Here is an 18,870-nt window from a genome sequence, read left to right as displayed (position 1 = left end):
AATAAGAGCCGCATAAGCGTCGGATCACAGCTTTGCGCAGGGGTGGGTACGCTGGACGGGCCATGGAAAAGCCCGCCGGAAAACCCGTTCTGATCGTCTGCGCCGTGCTGGTGCTCCTCGCCGCGGCGTTCCTGCTGTTCGGCAGGGACGGCACCCCCGGCGACTCCTCGCCCGAAGCCGGGTTCGCCCGCGACATGGCCACGCATCACGCGCAGGCCGTGGAGATGGCGTTCGTCATCCGGGACAAGGGCCCGGCCAAGGAGATCAGGAACCTCGCCTTCGACATCATCACCACGCAGTCCAACCAGCGCGGCATGTTCCAGGGCTGGTTGCAGCAGTGGGATCTCGCCCAGGCGACCGACCAGCGGCCGATGGCCTGGATGGCGGGTCACGGCCACGGGGCCACGCCCACCGCGCCGGGCGCCATGCCGGGCATGGCCTCGCCGCAGGAGCTGGCCAAGCTCAAGGAGCTGCAGGGCGTCCAGGCCGAGGTGTTGTTCCTCCAGCTCATGATCCGCCACCACGAGGGCGGCGTGGAGATGGCCGAGGGGCTGCTCAAGCTGTCCAAGCGGGACGAGGTGGTCGGCATGGCCCAGAAGATCGTCCAGGGGCAGAGCGGTGAGATCAAGCTGATGACCGACCTGCTCAAGCAGCGCGGCGCGCAGCCGTACCCGTCGATCCTGACCTCCTGAATCCCGCGCGGGGCCGCGTGAGAGGCTGGAGCCCGGAGCGGGGAAGGGCGGGCGCCGTGATCACCGCAAGAGCCGAGACCGTCGTCGTGGGCTCGGGGCCCAACGGGCTGATGGCCGCCGTCCTGCTGGCCCGCGCCGGGCGCGAGGTGCTGCTGCTGGAGGCGGGCGACCGGTTCGGCGGCGGGCTGCGCTCCGGCGAGCTGACGCTTCCCGGCCGGGTGCACGACCTGGGCGCCACCGTGATGGCGATGGCGCTGGCCTCGCCCGCGTTCCGGGCGCTCGGCCTCAAGGGGGTCGAGTTCGCCCATCCTCCGGTGGCCGCGGCCCATCCGCTCGACGACCGTCCGGCCGTGCTCCTGCACCGGGACGCCGCCCGTACGGCCGAGGGCCTGGGCCGCGACGGCCGGGTGTGGCGGGCGACCGCGGGCGCGGCGGCGCGGGCCGGGTTCCCGCTCATGGAACTGCTGCTCAGCCCGCTCGGGCCCTGGCGGGCCGGGCCGGGCACGTTCGCGCGGGCGGCCGGGTTCGGCGCGGCGGCCGTGCTGCCTGCCACGACGTTCGGCCGGAGGGCGCTGCGGACGGTCGAGGGCCGGGCGCTGCTGGCCGGCCTGTCCGCTCACTCCATGCTCGACCTGCGCTCCCCCACCAGCGCCGGCTACGGGCTGGTGCTCGGGGCGCTGGCCCACCTGGTCGGCTGGCCGGTCGTGCGCGGCGGCTCGCAGGTGCTGGCCGACGCCCTGGTGGCCGAGCTCAGGTCACTGGGCGGCGAGGCGGTCACCGGCCACCGGGTCGAGCGGCTCGACGAGCTCGACGCCCGGACGGTGGTGCTCGACGTGACGCCCCGGCAGTTCCTCGCGATGGCCGACCTGCCCGCCGGGTATCGCCGCGGCCTGAGCCGCTACCGGTACGGGCCCGGCGTCTTCAAGCTGGACTGGGCGCTCGACGGGCCGGTGCCGTGGCGTGACCCGGAGGTCGCGCGGGCCGGGACCGTGCACCTCGGCGGCACGCTGGAGGAGATCACGCTCGCCGAGGCCGAGGTCGCCGCCGGACGGCACTCGCCCCGCCCGTACGTGCTGGTCGTGCAGCCGTACGCGGCCGATCCGACCAGGGGCGGGCACACGCTGTGGGCCTACTGCCACGTCCCCAACGGCTCGTCGGCGGACATGACGGACGCCGTCGAGACCCAGATCGAGCGCTACGCGCCCGGCTTCCGCGACCGGGTGCTGGCCAGGCACGCGACGGGCCCGGCCGATCTGGAGGCGGCCAACCCCAACCTGGTCGGCGGCGACATCGGCGGCGGGCTCAGCAGCCTGGTCCAGTTCGTGCGGCGGCCGGTCTGGTCGCCCGCGCCGTGGCGCACCCCGCTGCCGGGGGTGTTCCTGTGCTCCTCCTCCACACCGCCGGGGCCCGGCGTGCACGGGATGGGCGGCTGGCAGGCCGCCCGCCTGGCCACCCAGGCGGAGCGGCACGCCTCCTGACCGCCGGTCAGGCCCGCATCTCCTCGGCGACCGCCGCCGCGAACGCGTCGACGTCCGCCTCGGTGGTGTCGAAGGCGCACATCCAGCGCACCTCGCCGGTCGCCTCGTTCCAGGTGTAGAAGCGGAAGCGCTTCTGCAGCCGCTCGGTCACGTCCTTCGGCAGGATCGCGAAGACCGCGTTGGCCTCCACGGGCCGGGGCACCGTGACGCCCGGGATGCGCGACACGGCCTCGGCCAGCCGCCGTCCCATGGCGTTGGCCTGCCGGGCGTTGCGCAGCCACAGGTCGCCCGAGAGCAGCGCCTCGAACTGGGCCGAGACGAACCGCATCTTGGACGACAACTGCATGAACGTCTTGCGGATGTAGTCCACGCCGGTGGCCGCCTCCGGGTTGAGCACCACGACGGCCTCGCCGTACAGCAGGCCGATCTTGGTGCCGCCGAAGGACAGGACGTCCACGCCCGCGTCGGTGGTCAGGGCCCGCATCGGCACGTCGAGCGCGGCGGCGGCGTTGGTCAGCCGCGAGCCGTCGAGGTGGACGAGCAGGCCGAGCTCGTGCGCGTGCGCGCAGATCGCGGCGATCTCCTCGGGTGTGTAGACCGTCCCCCACTCGGTGGTGTTGGAGATCGACACCACCTTGGGCTGGGCCCGGTGCACGTCCCCGAAGCCCCACGCCTGGCGGTCGATCAGCCCGGGGGTGAGCTTGCCGTCGGGCGTGGGCACGGTGAGCAGCTTGATGCCGCCCGCCACCTCGGGGGCGCCGCCCTCGTCGGTGTGGATGTGCGCGCTCTCGGCGCAGACGACCGCCTCCCAGTGGGCGGTCATCGCGCGCAGCGAGACCACGTTCGCCGCCGTGCCGTTGAAGACCGGCCAGGCCCGCGCCCGGTCGCCGAAGTGCCGCTGGAAGACCTGCTGCAGCGCCTCGGTGTAGACGTCGTCGCCGTAGGCGATCTGGTGACCGCCGTTGGCCTGGACGATGGCCTGGAGGATCTCCGGGTGCACGCCGGCGTAGTTGTCGCTGGCGAACGCCTTGAGCTGGGGGTCGTGCCGGGGGATCAAGAAGTGAGGTCCAATCGGGTGCCGTTGATGTCTGCGGCGGGGCGGTCGTAGAGGCCGGCGATCGCCTCCGCCAGGTCGCCGACGTCGGTGAAGCCGGGGAACTTCGCCTCCGGCTTCGCGGCCCTCATCGCGTCGTTGACCAGGGCCTTCACCACCAGTATGACCGCTGCCGCGTTCGTGCCGGACAGCGCGTCGGCCAGGGAGAGCGTCCACGCCTCCGAGGCCGCCTTGGCCGCCGAGTAGGCCGCGCCGCCCGCCGTGGGGCGCTGGGCGGCCTTGGCCGAGACGATGACGAACCGGCCGTTGTCGCTCTTGCGCAGCAGCGGCTCGAAGGCCAGCGACACGTGCTGGAGGGTGCGGATCAGCAGGTCGTGCAGGACGTCCCAGTCCTCCAGGCGGGTGTCGGCGAACGTGCGCGAGCCGCGCCAGCCGCCGACCAGGTGGACCACGCCGTCGACCCGGCCGTGCTCGGCGTCGATGCGCGCCGCCAGGTCCTGGACGGCCGCGCGGTCGAGCAGGTCGACGTCCTGCTTGTCGACCCCGATCACGGTGTGCCCCTGCTTGCGGAAGTGCTCGGAAACGGCCTCACCCGTGGGGCCGCCGGCCCCCGTCACCAGGATGATCATGCGCGGATCCCCTTAGTCGAATCGACCACGTCTGTCAGCTTACGGCGCAGGGCCTCGTAGAACATGCTGAGCGGGAACTCGTCCGGCAGCACCGCGTCCACCTTGGCCTTCTGCTCCTCCGGCAGCGCCTGCACGCCCTTGGCCCACACCGAGCCGGGGGCCGGCGGCACGTACGCGCTGACCAGCTCGTGGGCGGCCAGCCAGTGCGCCAGCTTGGACCGGTCGATGCTGTCGCGGTACAACTTCTCGACCTCGCCCCGCAGGTCGGCCACGCCGTCGGCGACGCGCTCCCAGTCGATCGTGAGCCGGTTGTCGGTCCAGCGCACGATGTCGTTGCGGTGCAGGTAGGCGAAGAGCAGCTGGCCGCCGAGCCCGTCGTAGTTGCGCACCCGGTCACCGGTGACCGGGAACCTGAACAGCCGGTCGAACAGGATCGCGAGCTGGACGTACCGGGCATGCGGCACGCCCTTGCCCTCCAGCTCCACGGCCTCGCCGAACGCGGTCAGGTCGCAGCGCAGCTCCTCCAGCGAGTACAGCCAGTACGGCATCCGCTGCTTGATCATGAACGGGTCGAACGGCAGGTCGCCGTGGCTGTGCGTGCGGTCGTGGATCAGGTCCCACAACACGAACGTGTCCTGGGCGAGCTGCTGGGAGTCCAGCAGCCGGGCGGCGTCCGGCGGCAGGTCGAGCCTGAGCGTGGCGGCGGCCGCCGCCGAGACCCGCCGGAACCTGGCGGACTCGCGGTCGGCGAAGATGCCGCCCCAGGTGAAGCGGGCGGGCGCCTGGCGCACCGCGACCGTCTCGGGGAACAGCACGGCCGAGTGGGTGTCGTAGCCGGAGGTGAAGTCCTCGAACGCGATCGGCACGAACATCGGGTTGTCGTAGCCGCCCGCCTCCAGCCGGGCCAGCCAGTCGGGCCAGATGGTCCGGATCCAGACGGCTTCGAGGTTGCGGTCGAGGTTGCCGTTCTGGGTGTACATGGGGAACACCACGACGTGCTCCAGGCCGTCCACACGCTGGGTGTCGGGGTGGAAGAGGTCCAGGGCGCCGAGGAAGTCGGGCACGCCGAGGTCCTGCTCGGCCCAGGCGGCCAGGTCGTCCTGGACGGCCTGGAGGTACGCGGCGTCATGAGGGAAATGGGGCGAAATTTCGCCCACGCGGCGGCCGATCTCGGCGACCAGCGCCTTGGCCCGCTCCTTCTCCCGCGGCACCGAGCCGTCCTTGACCTGCAGCGGACGCAGCTCCTCCACGGCCTCCTTGAGCCGGGCGAACAGGGCGGCCTTGGCCTCGTCCCGGGATCCGGCGCCCTCGTCGCCGCCGGGGACGCGGGCGGCCCAGGTGATCACGTTGCCCCAGAGCCTGCGGTGGTCGTAGTCCTCGATCGAGTCGTCGCCGAACAGGTCGGAGTCGGCGAACACGACGACCCGGCCCTTGCCGTGCCGCAGGGCGACGGCCAGCGGCGCGCCCGCCGGGTCGGCGGTGGCCGAGGTGGCGAACAGGACCGTCGCCTGCTCGGGGGCGCTCAGCACGCCCGAGCGGTAGAAGCAGGCCCGCTGGACGCCTGCCAGCACGCCGTCGCCGGTGGCGCGCTCGGCCAGCACCCAGGTCGCGACCTCGCGGTGGGCGTTCCTCGGGTCGCGCACGGTCGTGTGACCGACGCCCACCCCGAAGCGGGAGAGCAGCTCGGCGACGTTGTTGCCGTACTTGTCCTGCTCCTCCTCGGCCAGCACCACGAGCCCGCCGCCCTCGGCCACGAACGACTCGACGGCGTCCAGCTCGGCGGCGGCGAAGACGGGGCTGCCCTGGCCGGTGGTGCGCTCCCACCGGTCGCCGGACGGGTGGGCGATCACCAGCACGTCCTGGCCGGCCAGCGTCGCGGCCGTCAGGGAGCCCTCGGTGTGGGCGAGCACGTCGTGCCCCAGATGGCGCAGCGCGGCGGCCGCGCGCGCGTAGCTGTTGTCGTCGGGGTGGGAGGGGTTGATGGTCTCGGCGACGTCGCGGCGGATGGTCCACGACTCGTTGTGGGCCTCGTCGAACAGCACTCGGGGGAACGATGGCATGAAATATCTCCTGTTACTACCGCCTTCTCACGGAAAATATACACATACGTACCCCCCTGTCCGTCAAACCTCAGGCCGCACCCGGGCGTACGACGCCTGATTCGTAGGCGAAGACGACCGCCTGGGCCCGGTCCCGCAGGCACAGTTTCATCAGCACCCTGGCCACGTGCGTCTTGACCGTGGCCTCGCCGACGTACAGGTCTCTGGCGATCTCGGCGTTGGTCAGCCCCCTGGCCAGCAGCCGCAGCACCTCCAGCTCGCGCGGCGTCAGCTCGGCCAGCATCGGCGAGGGCGTGGGGTCGGCGCGCCCGGCGAACGTGGCGATGACCCGGCTGGTCACGGCCGGGTCGAGCAGCGCGTCGCCGGAGTGCACCACCCTGATCGCCTCCAGGAGCTGCTCGGGCGGCGACACCTTGAGCAGGAACCCGCTGGTTCCGGCGCGCAGCGCGGCGTAGAGGTTCTCGTCGGTGTCGAACGTGGTCAGCGTGATGACCTTGGGCGGCGAGGGGGTGTCGAGCAGTTCCCTGGCCGCGGCGAGCCCGTCGAGCCGGGGCATGGAGATGTCCATGAGGACGATGTCGGGTCTCGTGCGGCGGGCCACCGCGATGGCCTCGCGTCCGTCGCCGGCCTCGCCGACGACCTCCATGCCGGGGTCGCTCTCGACGACCATGCGCAACCCGGCCCTGACCATCGCCTGGTCGTCGGCGATGACGATTCGTATGCCCACACGCGGAGGGTAGACGCCGGATGCCCGGCTTGGACACCCAGGTCAAGCCGGGCACAAGTCAGTTACAAGTCTACGAAGGGCGCACACTCTGCCTGATACGCGTCTGGACGGCGTCGTCGCAGGTGTTCTTGGCACAGAAGTACATCACGAGCATGGTCTTGGGCCGGCGGTCGATGACGTAGCTGACGAATCCGAGCCGGGTGCCACTGGCCGGGTCGTGCAGCGCGCCGTCGAAGCGGGTGGCCGGGCTGTTGCCCGCCTGGTCCTGGACCGGCTTGCCCAGATCCACCTGGCCGGGCAGCAGGTTGTCCATCTTGCTCTTCATCTGCTCGGAGTCGCCGCCCGCGTCGAGGGTGTCGGAGACCTGGACGTACACGCCCACGGCGCTGTCGGGGTCGTCGGCGACGATCTGGGACACGGCCGACCAGTCGGCCCCCGGACCGGCCACGAACAGCGACTCGAACTCGGTGGCGTACGGCGAGGCCACGGCGAACAGGTCCTGGTGGGTGCGCGCGGTCCAGTCGCCGGGGTAGTCGAAGGCGAGCGGCGCGGCGGCGCTGGCGGCGTAGCGCGACCAGGTGTCGCCGCGGTGGTTGAAGACGATCATCGCGACCAGCGCCAGCGCGGCCACGGCGGCCACCAGCGTGACGGCCACGAGCGGCAGCCGCCCCGGACTCCTGGCCGGAGCCGTGGGGTGGGTGGGGGCCGCATTGTGCGGATTGGCCGTGTGCGGCCCGGAGGGCTGTCCCAGGCCGTGCGGGCCGGTCCGCGGCACCGCGTACGGGCTCTGCCGCGAGCCGGTCTGAGGGGCCGCCTGAGGCCCGGTACGGGGGCCTGTGACCGGCCCTGGAACCGGCCCCGGAACGGGTCCCGGAACCGGCGCCGCGTGCGGGCCCGTGCGCGGGACGGCGTGCGGCACCGGGTGGGGCCCCGACGGGTGCCTGCCGCCCGGCTCGGCCTCCTGGCCGCTGATCGCGTCGCGCAGCGCGGTCACGAACTCCACGCAGGTGGCGTAGCGCTGCTCGGGCGACTTGGCCAGCGCGCGCGACATCACGGTGTCCACCTGCGGCGGCAGCTCGGGCCGGAGCTGCGACAGCGGCGCGGGCTGCTCGGCCAGGTGCGCCCACAGCAGCGCGATGTCGTTCTCCCGCTGGAACGGCAGCCGCGCGGTCAGCGCCTCGTAGACCACGCAGGCCAGCGCGTACTGGTCGCACCGGCCGTCGATGTGCTCCTTGTTGATCTGCTCGGGCGACATGTACCGGGGCGTGCCGATGAACTGGTCGGTCTGGGTCAGGCCGGAGATCGACGAGCGGTGCTTGGTGATGCCGAAGTCGGTCAGGTAGACGTGGTCGCCGGCCAGCAGGATGTTGGCCGGCTTCACGTCGCGGTGGATCAGGTCGTGGGCGTGCGCGGCGTCGAGCGCGGCGGCCGTCTGGACGAAGATCTGGCTGGCCTGGGCGAGCGGCAGCGGGCCCCGGTCGTAGATGAGCCTGCGCAGGTCGAGGCCGTCCACGTAGCGCATGGCGATGTACAGGACGCCGTCGTCGTCGGCGTTGGCCTCGTAGATGGGGATGATGTTGGGGTGCTCGATGCTGGCGACCGTCCTGGACTCCAGGATGAACCGCTGGCGGAACCTGTCGTCCACGGAGAGCACCGGGTTGAGGATCTTCAACGCCACGCGGCGGCTGAGCCGGGGGTCGAGCGCCAGGTAGACGACGGCCATGCCGCCCTTGCCGACGATGTCCTCGATGTAGTACCCGGCCACCTCCTGGCCGATGAGCGATCTGTCGTTCAAGTGCATCACGTCTCGATGGGGTGGCCGCAGTAGCCGCAGAAACGGTGGGCCGGGCCGAGCCTCATGCCGCACGAGGTGCAGTACTTGACCGGCGGGGTGTCGGGGGCGGTCATCACCTGCTGCTGCTGCGGGACCATCTGGAACGGCTGCGAGCGCCGTACGACGACGGTCTGGCTCCCGCCCTCGTCGTACGGCGGGGCCGCCGCCAGGGGCTCCGGCAGCTCGATCGGTCTCGGCGGCGTCCGCCGCCGCCACAGCAGGTACACCCCGCCGGCCGCGGCGATGAGCAGCACCCCGGCCGCCATCAGGAACGGCCACAGCGGCGTGGACCGCGACGTGGGCGCCACCGCCTGCTTGGTGCCCTGGTCCTCGGGCCCGCCCCGCTTGGCCAGGGACGTCTTGAGCAGCGTGGCGGCCACCACGTTGCCGGGATAGAGCTCCAGCACGCGCTGGAAGCCCGGCGCGGCCTCGGTGTAGTACTTGGTGTGGTAGCGGGTCAGCGCGGCCTCGAAGGCGGTGTCGATCGCGCCCCTGCGCGGCGCGACCTTGGCCGCGGCCAAGGTGGCGGTGATCTCCCTGACGCCCAGCATGGTGGCCTCTTTGCCGCCGCCGATGAGCATGCCGATGACGTGCCCGTCCTTGTCGCCGATCACCGGCGCCCCGGCCAGGCCCTGGTCGACCAGCGCGCCCAGCTTCACCGGCTCGTCGACCTTCTTCTCCGGGTCGGCGAAGGGCCTGCCTGTCGCGCCGGCCTGGCCGCCCTTGGACAGGTGGGCGATCTGCACGGTCTCCTGGACGTCGGGCCCGGGCCGGCCCAGGAAGCCGGCCACGTTGGTGGGCGAGCCCTCCTGCTCGGGCACCTTGTCGGCGAGCGGCGCGGTCGGCACGCCGACGCCGCCGGAGGCGGGGGTGAGCGGGATCAGCACGGCGGGGGTGTCGGGGGTCTTGCCGGCCTTGATGCACTTGTACTTCAGGCCCGCGCTCGGCGGCGAGACGTTGGGGAACACCGTGATGTCGGTGGTGACGTCGATGATGCAGGTGGCGGTGCTGGTCTTCGGCGGGTAGCACTCCTGCAGATGGTGGTTGAGCTGGTCGTCCTTGAGGGTGTGCTTCTTGTAGTCGAGCGGGATCTTGACCTTGTGGTGCTCGGCGAAGATCTTGTTGGCGGCGTAGATCGCGACGTCGTCCGGGTTGACGGCGTTGCGCCTGAGCGTGACGACGTCGCCCTCGGGGTTGACGACGGTCCCCGTGCCGGACGCGAACGGGATGTCGTAGGAGCGCTCCACGTGTTTCAGTTCGCCGATGTGGTCGAGCAGGGTGATCTCGACGTGGGACACCGCCTCCACCCGCACGACGGCCGGCGTCACCAGGTCGGTGATCCCGCTGGGATGGTTGTGGGCGGCGGCGGGGATCGCGAGCAGCACGAGCGCCGCCGCCACGCTGCCCGCCAGAGCCGTGATGCGCGCCATCTTCGCTCCAAACACTGAATAGGTCCAGGTTCCCAATCAGATGCCGTAAGTCAAGGGATCGATACATAGACAAGCGCTTGCTCGGGGACTTAACGTACCGGGATGGGGTTCGCGATCGGCGTCGATGTCGGCGGCACCTTCACTGACGTGGTCCTGAGCGGCCCCGGCGGCGTCACCGCCGTGGCCAAGTGTTTGAGCACCCACGACGACCCCATCGCCGGCATACTCACCGGCGTTACTCGCGCGCTCGGGCCCGTGGACCCCGCCCTGGTCACCCGGGTCGTGCACGCGACCACGCTGGCGACCAACGCGGTGCTCGAACGTACGGGCGCGCGGGTGGCGTTCGTGACCACCCGGGGCTTCCGCGCCACCGTCCCGCTCGGCCGCCACGCCCGCGTGGAGGAGGACCGGTACGACCTGCGCTTCACCCCGCCCCCTCCCCCGGTCGCGCCCGGCGACTGCTTCGAGGTGGACGAGCGCGTCTCGGCCCGCGGCGCCGTGCTGAGGCCCCTGGACCCCGCCTCGGTACGGCGGGCAGCGGTGGAGATCGCCCGGCGCGGCATCACCTCGGCGGCCGTCTGCCTGCTGCACTCCTACGCCGAGCCCGCCCACGAACGGCGGGCCGCGTCGATCCTGCGCGAGCACGTGCCGCACGTGGTGGCCTCCTGCGAGATCTGGCCCGAGATCCGCGAGTACGAGCGCGCCACCACCACCATCATGTCCGCCTACATCGGCCCGCTGATGGCCTCCTACCTGTCGCGCCTGCGCGAGCGCCTGGCCGCGGTCGGGATCACCGCGCCCGTCCACGTCATGGAGTCCGGCGGCGGGGTGATCTCGGCCGAGCTGGCCGCCCGGCGCGCGGTGTCCACCATCGAGTCGGGCCCGGCCGCCGGGGTGCTGGCGGCGGCCGGGACCGGGCTGCCGGACGTGATCTCGTTCGACATGGGCGGCACGACGGCCAAGGCGTGCGCGGTTCGCGGGGGACGTCCGGAGATCACCCATGAGTTCCACGTGGGCGGCAAGGGCAGCTTCGGCGGGCGGCGGGCGGGCACCGGCGTGCCGATCAAGACGCCGGCCGTCGACCTGGCCGAGGTCGGCGCGGGCGGGGGCAGCGTCGCGTGGCTGGACCCGGCGGGCGGGCTGCGCGTCGGGCCGCGGTCGGCCGGCTCCTCCCCCGGGCCCGCCTGCTACGGGCTCGGCGGGAGCGACCCGACGGTCACCGACGCCGACCTCGTGCTCGGCTACCTCTCCTCGGCCTCGATCCCGCTCTCGGCGCCGCTCGCGGCCAAGGCCCTGGACCGGCTGGCCGGGCCGCTCGGCGTGTCGCGGGAGGAGGCGGCGCACGCCGTGCACGAGATCGTGAACGCCTCCATGGCCGCGGCCGTACATGTGGTGACGGTCCAGCGCGGGATCGATCCCCGGAGGTTCGCGCTGGTGGCGTTCGGGGGCGCGGGGCCGATGCACGCGGCCGGGGTGGCGCGGCGGTTCGGGATCGCGACGGTGGTGGTGCCCGCGCACTGCGGGGTGGCCTCGGCGGCCGGGCTGCTGGCCGGGTCACTGTCGACGGACCGGGTGTTGTCGCGGCTGGACGCGGCCGACCCGGAGCAGATCTTCGCGGAGCTGGCCGCCGACGCCGCCGCCGACCTGGGCCTCGCGCAGGTGCGGGTGACGCGGTCGGTGGACGTGCGGTTCACGGGGCAGTCGCACGACCTGACCGTGGACTGGTCGGACTCGCGGGAGGAGCTCGCGTCGCGGTTCTTCGCGAAATATGCCCAGGTGTATGGGATTGTCCAGCGGGGTGAGATCGAAGTGGTCAGCTACCGCGTCCGCGTCACCGACGCCGCCGCGCCCACCCCCGCCGCGCCCACCTACGCCGCGCCGGCGTCTCCCGGCCCGGGCAGCGGGGGCGGGGGCGGGCGCGGCGGCGTGGCGGAGGGCCGGAGGAGGGCGTACTTCCCCGAGGCCGGGGGGTGGCTCGACGTGCCCGTGCACACCCGCAGGACCCTGGACCGCGTGCGCGGCCCGGCGATCGTGGAGGACGCCGAGTCCACGATCGTGGTCCCGCCCGGCTGGCAGGCCGCGCACGACGACGTGTCGGGCGCCGTGCGCCTGACCGGGGAGGGCGCCGCGTGAACGACGCGCTGACCGCCGAGGTGCTGAGGAACGCGCTGGTCGTGGCCGCCGAGGAGGCCAGCATCGTGGTGGTGCGGTCGGCGTACTCGACGTTCATCGTGGAGGGCTCCGACGCCTCGGCGGCGATCCTGGACGCCGGGGGCCGGCTGATCGCGCAGTCCATGGCGACCACGCTGATGAACAGCATGGCCCTGAAGGTCGCCCTGCCCGAGCTGCTGAAGGACATCCCGCCGCACACCATGCGGCCCGGCGAGGCGTACGCGCTCAACGACGCCTACCGGGGCGGCGTGCACACCAACGACCTGCTGGTCTACCGGCCGGTGTTCGCCGGCGGGGTCCCGGCGTACTTCACCGCCACCATGATCCACGTCTCCGACCTGGGCGGGTTGTCGGCCGGCGGCATGGCCCCGCTGGCCACCGACGTCTTCCTCGAAGGGCTCCAGCTCCCGCCGGTCCGCCTGGCCACCCGGGACGGCCTCGAACCGGCCGTGGAGGCCGTCCTGCGGGCCAACAGCCGGACGCCCGACAAGGTCATGGGCGACGTACGGGCGCTGGTGGCCGGGACGGCGGTGGCCGCCGCCCGCGTGGAGGCCCTGACGGCCGAGTACGGCGAGGAGGGCCTGGCCGCGGGCGTGGAGGACTACCTGCGCCACACCGAGACCCGGACCCGCGCCGCGCTGGCGGAGCTGCCCCGGGGGCGGTTCGAGGCGTCGTACCCGATCGACGACGACGGGGTGCGTCCGGGGGTGGCGCACCACGTACGGGTCGCCGTCACGCTCGGCGGCGACGCGGCCGTCCTCGACTTCACCGGCACCGGGCCGCAGGTGCCCGCCGCGATCAACGCCTCGGCCTCGCAGTCGCTCGCGGCGGCCGTCTTCGCGGTGCGCTGTTTCCTCGACCCCACGATCCCGATGAACGACGGCTGCCTGCGCGCGATCGAGGTCGTCCTGCCGGAGGGCTCCCTGCTCAACGCCCGTTCCCCGCATCCCTGCGGCGGCCGGTACGTCCCCATCTACGCCGCCATGGAGGCCGTGTTCCAGGCGATGTCGGACGCGATGCCCGAACGCGCGATCGCGGCCAGCGGGATCCTCCAGCCGTTCTCGATCGCGGCGGTGGGGGCGCCGTACTGGATCCACCTGTCCTACGACTTCGGCGGGGTGGGCGCCCGGCGGGGGCTGGACGGGCCCGACGCGACGGGCGTGCACTTCGGCATCGGCCGCAACTCGGTGCCGCAGGCCGAGCCGGTGGAGAGCCGCTGCCCGCTGATCGTGGAGTCGGTCGGGACGATCGCCGACTCCGGCGGCCCCGGCCGGTTCCGTGGCGGGCTCGGCTCGCGTACCGTCTACCGCTTCCTGGCCGACTGCCACGTCACCACCCGCGGCGACCGCCTGCGCCTCCCGCCCCCGGGCCGGGACGGCGGCCTGCCGGGCCGCGTCGGCGGCTTCCACAAGCGCCACCTGAACGGCCGGGTGGAACGCCTGGCCTCGAAGGTGAACAACGTACGGTTCGCGGCGGGCGAGGCGTTCATCGTGGAGACGACGGGCGGCGGCGGCCTCGGCCCGCCGTCGGAGAGGGACCCGGCGGCGATCCTGGCCGACCTGGAGTCGGGCCACGTCACCGCCGAAGGCGCCGCGAAGGACTACGGCTTCGAACTCCGCGGGGCGACCAGGACGGCCGGATCGAAGCTCACCGGATAGGGCGCCGAGAGAGTGGCCGTGGTGCCCGCCTCATGCGCGACGGGCCCCTTGTAGGAGTCGTCGTCGAGCTCGTAGACGTAGAGCGTCGGCCCTTCGTCGGGCTCAACGCGCCAGTAGACCGGAATCCCTGCTGCCGCGTAGGACAGCACTTTGCTCGCACCGTCGAACGTTCGGGTGTGCGGGCCCACGACCTCCACGGCCAGCAGCACGTCGCCGGGCGCGAGCGGCGCCGACTCGCAGGCTCTCTCGGGCACCACGACGAGGTCGGGGATGTGGAAGCACCCCTCGCCGGCGCGAACGCCGACGCCAGGCAAGGGCTCCAGCCCGAGCGTGGCCGCGTCGTTGAGAATCACCAGCAGCCGGCTGATCACTCGCTGGTGATCGGGGGTGGGAGGAGGACTCACCACCAGGCTCCCGTCGACGCGCTCGTAACGGTTCCCGCCGTTGGGAAACGTATGGAGGTCATCGTCCGGGCCGGGAAGAACGGTGCACCTTGCGGGGGGTTCGATCGGCGTTGCGGTCACCCACTCAGTATCGGGAGTCACGCCCTCGTCGACATCGTACTTCCCGAAGTTGGTCACCTGTAGTCACCGGGGCGCCACGCCTCGGCGCCGCGGCGGACGGCCGTGTGGACGGCGCGGGCCGCGCGGGCGCCCCACTCCGAGCGGGGGCCGCCGAACACCTGCTCCGGCCCGTCCTGCGGGACGACCACGCAGACGGCGTCCGAGGCGGTGCCGGTGCAGGGGTAGCCGGCCTCGATCAGCGCCTGGGTCTTGGCCTCGGTGACCGTCATGACCAGGTTCACCAGGGCGGCGTCGGTCATGGCGACGGGCAGGACGGTCACGATGTTGACGGTCCCCGCCCGCATGGGGGCCAGCTCGGGGTCGGCGGTGCCCTCGGGGGCGGCGGCCCAGGTGGGGACGCGCAGCCCGACGGTGGCCACGGCCTCCGTTCCCCCGTCGGCGGCCCGGACGTACCGGTCGACGGAGGCGGCGGTCAGCATGCCGACGCCGGGGCCGGGCGGGCCCAGCTCGACCAGGTGCTCGACCGGGTCCATCCGCGCGTAACCGGCCACGACCTGGGCGTTCAGCACCCATTCGCGGGGGCCGATGCCGCCACCCAGCATGGCCGAGGAGATCATGCGGAAGCCGGGCCCGAACTCCCACAGCAGTGACCCCAGCCGGGCCCCCTCCTCCACGCGATAGGTCAGCTTCACGTCCCACCTCGCACCAGATGCACCACGGGCCGGCCGTCCGGGCCCGGCTCGATCTTGACACGGGCGTCGAAGTGCCGTCCGATCAGCGCCTCGGTGAGCACCTGGTCGGGACGGCCCGCGGCGGCGGCGCGGCCGTCGGCCAGCAACATCAGGGAGTCGGCGTACAGGCCGGCGACTGTCAGGTCGTGCAGGGTGGTGACGACGGTCAGGCCGTCGGCGCGCCGCAGGCGGTCGACCAGTTCGAGCACCTGCTGCTGGTGGCCCAGGTCGAGCGCGGTGGTGGGCTCGTCGAGCAGCAGCACGGGGGCCTGCTGGGCCAGCGCCCTGGCCAGCACGACGCGCTGGCGCTCGCCGCCGGACAGCTCGCCGACGCGGCGTCCGGCGAAGGAGGTCAGGTCCAGCCGGTCCAGCACGGAGGAGGTCACCTCGCGGTCGTGCCCGCTCTCCCGTCCCAGGTAGGGGATGTACGGGGTGCGCCCCAGCAGGGCGTAGTCGAAGACCGTCATGTCGGGCGGCAGGGCGGGCGTCTGCGGGGCGTAGGCCAGCAGCCTGGCGCGCTCGCGGGGCTTGAGCCCGGCGGCCGGGCGCTCGTCGAGCACGACCTCGCCCCGGTGCGGGACGATCGCGCCCATGACGGTCTTGAGCAGCGTGGACTTGCCCGCGCCGTTGGGCCCGATGATCGCCAGCCACTCGCCGCGCCGCACGTGCGCGTCCACGCCGGTCAGCACGTCGCGCTCGCCCAGGCGCACCGACAGGGCCCGTACGCCGATCATGTGGCCACCCGCCTGGTCATGCGCAGGACGCCGACGAAGAACGGCGCCCCGACGAACATCGTGACCACCCCGATGGGCAGCTCGGCCGGCGCGATCACGGTACGGGCGATGAGGTCGGCCGCCACGAGGAAGGCCGCGCCGCCGATGAGCGACAGCGGCAGCACGATCCGGTACGACCCGCCCGCCAGCCGCCGGACGACGTGCGGCACGACCACGCCGACGAACCCGATCAGCCCGCTGACCGCGACGGCCGACGCGGTGGCCAGGGAGGCGGCCACGAGGACGGTCAGGCGTACCCGGCCGGCCCGTACGCCGAGGCTGCCGGCCTCCTCGTCGCCGACGCTGAGCACGTCCAGCATCCGGCCGTGCAGCAGGAGCAGGACGGACGAGACCGCGGCGTACGGCAGGACCAGCACGAGCTGGTCCCAACCGCCGCCGACGTCGCCGAGGATCCAGGAGTAGATGCGCTCCAGCTCCTCGACCTTGAGCTGCTGGACGAACGTCTGGATCGCGGTCAGGAACGACGTGACCGCCACCCCGGCCAGCACCAGCGTGGCGGTGCCGCCGCCGGTGCCGCCGGAGCGGCCGGCCGCGTTGCCCAGCGTGTAGGCCAGGAACACCCCGCCCACCGCCCCCGCGAAGGCCGCGACGGGGATGCTCGCGCTCGCGCCGGGCAGCAGCACGATGGCCAGCGTCGTGGCCAGCCCGGCGCCGGAGGCGGCCCCCAGCAGGTACGGGTCGGCCAGCGGGTTGCGGAACACCCCCTGGTACCCGGCGCCGGCCATGGCCAGCAGGCCGCCCACGACCGCGGCGACGAGCACCCTGGGCAGGCGCAGCTCGTACAGCAGGCCCTGCTCGACCGGCGCGAGGCCCGAGTCGGCCGAGACGAACGGCAGCCAGTCCACCACCTGGAGGACCACCTGCCACGGCGAGATGTCCGCCGCGCCGCCGAGCAGCCCGGCGACCATCGTGAGGGCCAGCACGACCAGGGCGCCCACCACCCAGACGGGCCGCGCCCTGGAGGGCCGCGCCTTGCCTGTCACGGTCAGCCCGTGCCGCCGGCCTTGGCCACGGCCGCGCCGATCGCCTCGGCCAGGTCCACGACGCGCGGGCCCCAGCGGGAGGCGAGGTCGTCGTCGAGCTGGATCACCTGGTCGTTCTTGACGGCCGAGAGGTTCTTCCAGCCGGGCCGCTTGGCCAGCGTCTCCTTGCTCTGCTGGCAACACTTGACGTCGGCCAGGAAGATCAGCGCCGGATCGGCCTGGGCGACGAACTCGGCCGACAGCTTGGGGTAGCCGCCCGCCGCGTCCGGGGCCTGGTCGGCGATGTTGGTCAGGCCGAACATGGCGTAGACCTGGCCGATGAACGTCTTGGACGTGGCGGCGTACGGCGTCTGGTCGAGCTCGTGGTAGTAGGTGAGCTTCTTGTCCTTGGGGGCGTCGGCGGCCAGTTTGTCCATGGCGGCCTTCATGCCGGAGACGACCTCGTCGGCCTTGGCCTTGTTGCCGGTGGCCGCGCCGATCTCGGCGATCTCCTCGTACGCCTCGTCCAACCGGGTCGCGGCCGGTTCGAGCAGGACGGGGACGTTCACCTTGGCCAGCTCGGCGACGATCTTGTCCTGGTCGTTGGAGAGGATCACCAGGTCGGGCCTCTTGGCGATGATGGCCTCGACGTTCGGCTTGAAGCCGGACAAATCGCTCTTGGGGGCCTCGGGCGGGTAGTTCGACTGGTCGTCCACCGCGACGACCTGGGGGCCCGCGCCGACCGCGAACAGCGTCTCGGTGTGGGTGGCCGAGAGCGAGACGATGCGCTCCGGCTTCTTGGCGAGGGTGACCTTGCCGTTGCCGGCCTCGACGGTGACCGGGAAGTCCCCGGTGCTCGCCGCCGCGGTCGAGGAGGGGGGTTCGGAGGGGGATTCGGAGGGGGCGACATTGGCGCCGGTCTGGCCACATCCGGCCAGGACGAGCGTTCCCAGCAGCGCGCCCGCGAAGGCCGTGCGTACGGGCCTCACGAGTAGTCCTTTCACACTGTCGGAACCGAGAGACCCGCGATGAGCGACGGATCACCCTTTTCCACGAGGGTTGATGACGTCGGCGCAGAGGCAGGCGACCTGGCTATGACAGTTGCGGGACAGCGCCGGATTCGCACCGGACTTCGCTGCAGCACTGCGCGTCGGACAAACGTTATCAATGCCGCAGAAGTCCTCGACGTCAAGGGTGCGCGGGCTCAGCGGACCAGGACGGCCCAGAGCGGGTCGCATCAGGCGGCGAGCTGCGCCTCCGCGGCCGCGATGATCTCCTGGAGCCGCAGGCCGTGCGCCGCGTCGAGCGGGTGGCCGCCGCCGCTCCGGACGGTCTGGGCGAACTCCTCCGCCACGGTCTCGAAGGGGTCCTCGTCGCCGGGCAGCAGGACGGCGTTGCCGGTCCTGCCGTACACCTCGACGGTCGAGGGCGGCAGGTCGCCGACGGCCGCCATGCACAGGGACGCCTCGCTGACCGCACCGCCCTCGTGCTCCAGCAGCAGGCCGGTCCAGCCGAGCGGGTTGCCGTGCGCGCGCACGCCGACGACCCGGCCGAGCGCGGCGTCGAGGAGGTCGATCACGTGCGGGCCCACGTCCAGCAGGGCGCCGCGCTCCAGCCGCCACGGGGTGGCGAACGGGTTGTCGCCTAGCAGCGCGCCGGAGATGTTGGCGGCGTGCCCGCCGAACGGCCGGATCTCGGCGCACCGGGCCAGGAACGTGCGGGTCGGGGTGGCGTAGCGCATGGTGAGCATCATCTGCGAGGGCACGCCCGCCTCCGCCACGGCCTCGGCCACGCGCATGGCGCCCTCGACGGAGTCGGCGAGCGGCTTCTCCAGCAGCAGCGCCTTGCCCGCGTGGGCGGCGCGGACGGCCAGCTCGGCCTGCACGCCGGGCGGCACGCTGAACGCCACGGCCTCGCAGGCGTCGAACAGCTCCTCGACCCGCTCGTACACGGGGGCGCCCAGCCTGGCGGCCTGCTCGGGGCGGCGGGCCCAGACGCCGGCCAGCCGGGTGTGCGGGCCTCTGGCCAGCATCGGCGCGTGCGCCATCTCCGCCCAGGGCCCCGCCCCGATCAGCCCGACCGCGACCGGCTCCATCCATCCCCCTTGGTCCGCTTTTCTCACGAC

16 protein-coding genes and 1 riboswitch are annotated in these 18,870 nt (G+C 72.7%); of the genes, 4 read left to right on the top strand and 12 right to left on the bottom strand.

The window, feature by feature from the left end:
- The first annotated feature begins 62 nt into the window (after positions 1-62).
- Both ACIHAD_RS09720 and ACIHAD_RS09715 read left to right on the top strand, forming a co-directional pair.
- Positions 63-692 carry a DUF305 domain-containing protein gene (locus tag ACIHAD_RS09720; RefSeq protein WP_397353946.1) on the top strand — a complete coding sequence of 210 codons (630 nt, stop codon included), beginning with the start codon at positions 63-65 and terminating at the stop codon, positions 690-692.
- A gap of 56 nt (positions 693-748) precedes the next feature.
- A complete protein-coding gene (locus ACIHAD_RS09715) occupies positions 749-2,170 on the top strand; it encodes a phytoene desaturase family protein (protein WP_397353945.1) in 1,422 nt (473 codons plus the stop codon).
- Between the two features lie 7 nt (positions 2,171-2,177).
- Here the strand turns inward: ACIHAD_RS09715 and ACIHAD_RS09710 are convergent, their stop codons facing one another.
- The 6 genes from ACIHAD_RS09710 to ACIHAD_RS09685 all read right to left on the bottom strand — a co-directional run bounded on the left by ACIHAD_RS09710 (position 2,178) and on the right by ACIHAD_RS09685 (position 9,904).
- Complete coding sequence (locus ACIHAD_RS09710; protein ID WP_397353944.1) at positions 2,178-3,227, bottom strand: threonine aldolase family protein; 1,050 nt, start codon at positions 3,225-3,227, stop codon at positions 2,178-2,180.
- Positions 3,224-3,853 (bottom strand): SDR family NAD(P)-dependent oxidoreductase, encoded by a 630-nt coding sequence (locus tag ACIHAD_RS09705; protein WP_397353943.1) that lies wholly within the window; start codon positions 3,851-3,853, stop codon positions 3,224-3,226. The genes ACIHAD_RS09710 and ACIHAD_RS09705 overlap by 4 nt, the downstream gene beginning before the upstream one ends.
- Entirely contained in the window at positions 3,850-5,913 is a 2,064-nt protein-coding gene (locus ACIHAD_RS09700) for a DUF6421 family protein (RefSeq protein ID WP_397353942.1), read from the bottom strand. Before ACIHAD_RS09700 ends, ACIHAD_RS09705 begins: the two co-directional genes overlap by 4 nt.
- Before the next feature lie 70 nt (positions 5,914-5,983).
- Positions 5,984-6,640, bottom strand: a complete 657-nt coding sequence (locus ACIHAD_RS09695) for a response regulator (protein ID WP_397353941.1) — start codon at positions 6,638-6,640, stop codon at positions 5,984-5,986.
- 70 nt (positions 6,641-6,710) lie between these two features.
- On the bottom strand, positions 6,711-8,441 hold the full coding sequence (locus ACIHAD_RS09690; protein ID WP_397353940.1) for a serine/threonine protein kinase: 1,731 nt from the start codon (positions 8,439-8,441) through the stop codon (positions 6,711-6,713).
- Positions 8,441-9,904, bottom strand: coding sequence for a hypothetical protein (locus ACIHAD_RS09685; RefSeq protein WP_397353939.1), 1,464 nt, complete (start codon positions 9,902-9,904; stop codon positions 8,441-8,443). Before ACIHAD_RS09685 ends, ACIHAD_RS09690 begins: the two co-directional genes overlap by 1 nt.
- A 102-nt stretch (positions 9,905-10,006) precedes the next feature.
- On the opposite strand from ACIHAD_RS09685, the gene ACIHAD_RS09680 reads away from it, so the two are divergent.
- Together ACIHAD_RS09680 and ACIHAD_RS09675 are read left to right on the top strand one after the other, a co-directional pair.
- Positions 10,007-12,037 carry a hydantoinase/oxoprolinase family protein gene (locus tag ACIHAD_RS09680; protein ID WP_397353938.1) on the top strand — a complete coding sequence of 677 codons (2,031 nt, stop codon included), beginning with the start codon at positions 10,007-10,009 and terminating at the stop codon, positions 12,035-12,037.
- Complete coding sequence (locus ACIHAD_RS09675; RefSeq protein ID WP_397353937.1) at positions 12,034-13,734, top strand: hydantoinase B/oxoprolinase family protein; 1,701 nt, start codon at positions 12,034-12,036, stop codon at positions 13,732-13,734. The genes ACIHAD_RS09680 and ACIHAD_RS09675 overlap by 4 nt, the downstream gene beginning before the upstream one ends.
- Here the strand turns inward: ACIHAD_RS09675 and ACIHAD_RS09670 are convergent.
- The 6 genes from ACIHAD_RS09670 to ACIHAD_RS09645 all read right to left on the bottom strand — a co-directional run bounded on the left by ACIHAD_RS09670 (position 13,677) and on the right by ACIHAD_RS09645 (position 18,840).
- Positions 13,677-14,315, bottom strand: coding sequence for a Uma2 family endonuclease (locus ACIHAD_RS09670; protein WP_397353936.1), 639 nt, complete (start codon positions 14,313-14,315; stop codon positions 13,677-13,679). The two genes, ACIHAD_RS09675 and ACIHAD_RS09670, sit on opposite strands and share 58 nt — an antisense overlap.
- Positions 14,312-14,950, bottom strand: coding sequence for an adenosylcobinamide amidohydrolase (locus ACIHAD_RS09665; RefSeq protein ID WP_397353935.1), 639 nt, complete (start codon positions 14,948-14,950; stop codon positions 14,312-14,314). The genes ACIHAD_RS09670 and ACIHAD_RS09665 overlap by 4 nt, the downstream gene beginning before the upstream one ends.
- Positions 14,947-15,723: an ABC transporter ATP-binding protein gene (locus ACIHAD_RS09660; protein WP_397353934.1), complete on the bottom strand. Its 777-nt coding sequence runs from the start codon at positions 15,721-15,723 to the stop codon at positions 14,947-14,949. The genes ACIHAD_RS09665 and ACIHAD_RS09660 overlap by 4 nt, the downstream gene beginning before the upstream one ends.
- On the bottom strand, positions 15,720-16,766 hold the full coding sequence (locus ACIHAD_RS09655; protein ID WP_397353933.1) for a FecCD family ABC transporter permease: 1,047 nt from the start codon (positions 16,764-16,766) through the stop codon (positions 15,720-15,722). The genes ACIHAD_RS09660 and ACIHAD_RS09655 overlap by 4 nt, the downstream gene beginning before the upstream one ends.
- A 2-nt stretch (positions 16,767-16,768) precedes the next feature.
- Positions 16,769-17,734 carry an ABC transporter substrate-binding protein gene (locus ACIHAD_RS09650; RefSeq protein ID WP_397353932.1) on the bottom strand — a complete coding sequence of 322 codons (966 nt, stop codon included), beginning with the start codon at positions 17,732-17,734 and terminating at the stop codon, positions 16,769-16,771.
- Positions 17,735-17,805: 71 nt separating this feature from the next.
- A riboswitch (cobalamin riboswitch) is annotated at positions 17,806-17,913 on the bottom strand.
- 69 nt (positions 17,914-17,982) lie between these two features.
- Positions 17,983-18,840, bottom strand: a complete 858-nt coding sequence (locus tag ACIHAD_RS09645) for a Gfo/Idh/MocA family protein (RefSeq protein WP_397353931.1) — start codon at positions 18,838-18,840, stop codon at positions 17,983-17,985.
- Positions 18,841-18,870 lie beyond the last annotated feature (30 nt).

Origin of the sequence: Nonomuraea sp. NPDC052265, from assembly GCF_044547985.1 — a bacterium.
Lineage (GTDB): Bacteria > Actinomycetota > Actinomycetes > Streptosporangiales > Streptosporangiaceae > Nonomuraea.
Note: the sequence above shows the minus strand (reverse complement) of the source record. Positions and strands in the feature narration are given on the sequence as shown.

What these genes read in the sequence shown, in the direction of transcription:
- ACIHAD_RS09720 (WP_397353946.1), top strand. Translation starts at nt 63, where the DNA reads ATGGAAAAGCCCGCCGGAAAACCCGTTCTGATCGTCTGCGCCGTGCTG.
- ACIHAD_RS09705 (WP_397353943.1), bottom strand. Translation starts at nt 3,853, where the DNA reads ATGATCATCCTGGTGACGGGGGCCGGCGGCCCCACGGGTGAGGCCGTT.
- ACIHAD_RS09700 (WP_397353942.1), bottom strand. Translation starts at nt 5,913, where the DNA reads ATGCCATCGTTCCCCCGAGTGCTGTTCGACGAGGCCCACAACGAGTCG.
- ACIHAD_RS09690 (WP_397353940.1), bottom strand. Translation starts at nt 8,441, where the DNA reads ATGCACTTGAACGACAGATCGCTCATCGGCCAGGAGGTGGCCGGGTAC.
- ACIHAD_RS09685 (WP_397353939.1), bottom strand. Translation starts at nt 9,904, where the DNA reads ATGGCGCGCATCACGGCTCTGGCGGGCAGCGTGGCGGCGGCGCTCGTG.
- ACIHAD_RS09680 (WP_397353938.1), top strand. Translation starts at nt 10,007, where the DNA reads ATGGGGTTCGCGATCGGCGTCGATGTCGGCGGCACCTTCACTGACGTG.
- ACIHAD_RS09660 (WP_397353934.1), bottom strand. Translation starts at nt 15,723, where the DNA reads ATGATCGGCGTACGGGCCCTGTCGGTGCGCCTGGGCGAGCGCGACGTG.
- ACIHAD_RS09645 (WP_397353931.1), bottom strand. Translation starts at nt 18,840, where the DNA reads ATGGAGCCGGTCGCGGTCGGGCTGATCGGGGCGGGGCCCTGGGCGGAG.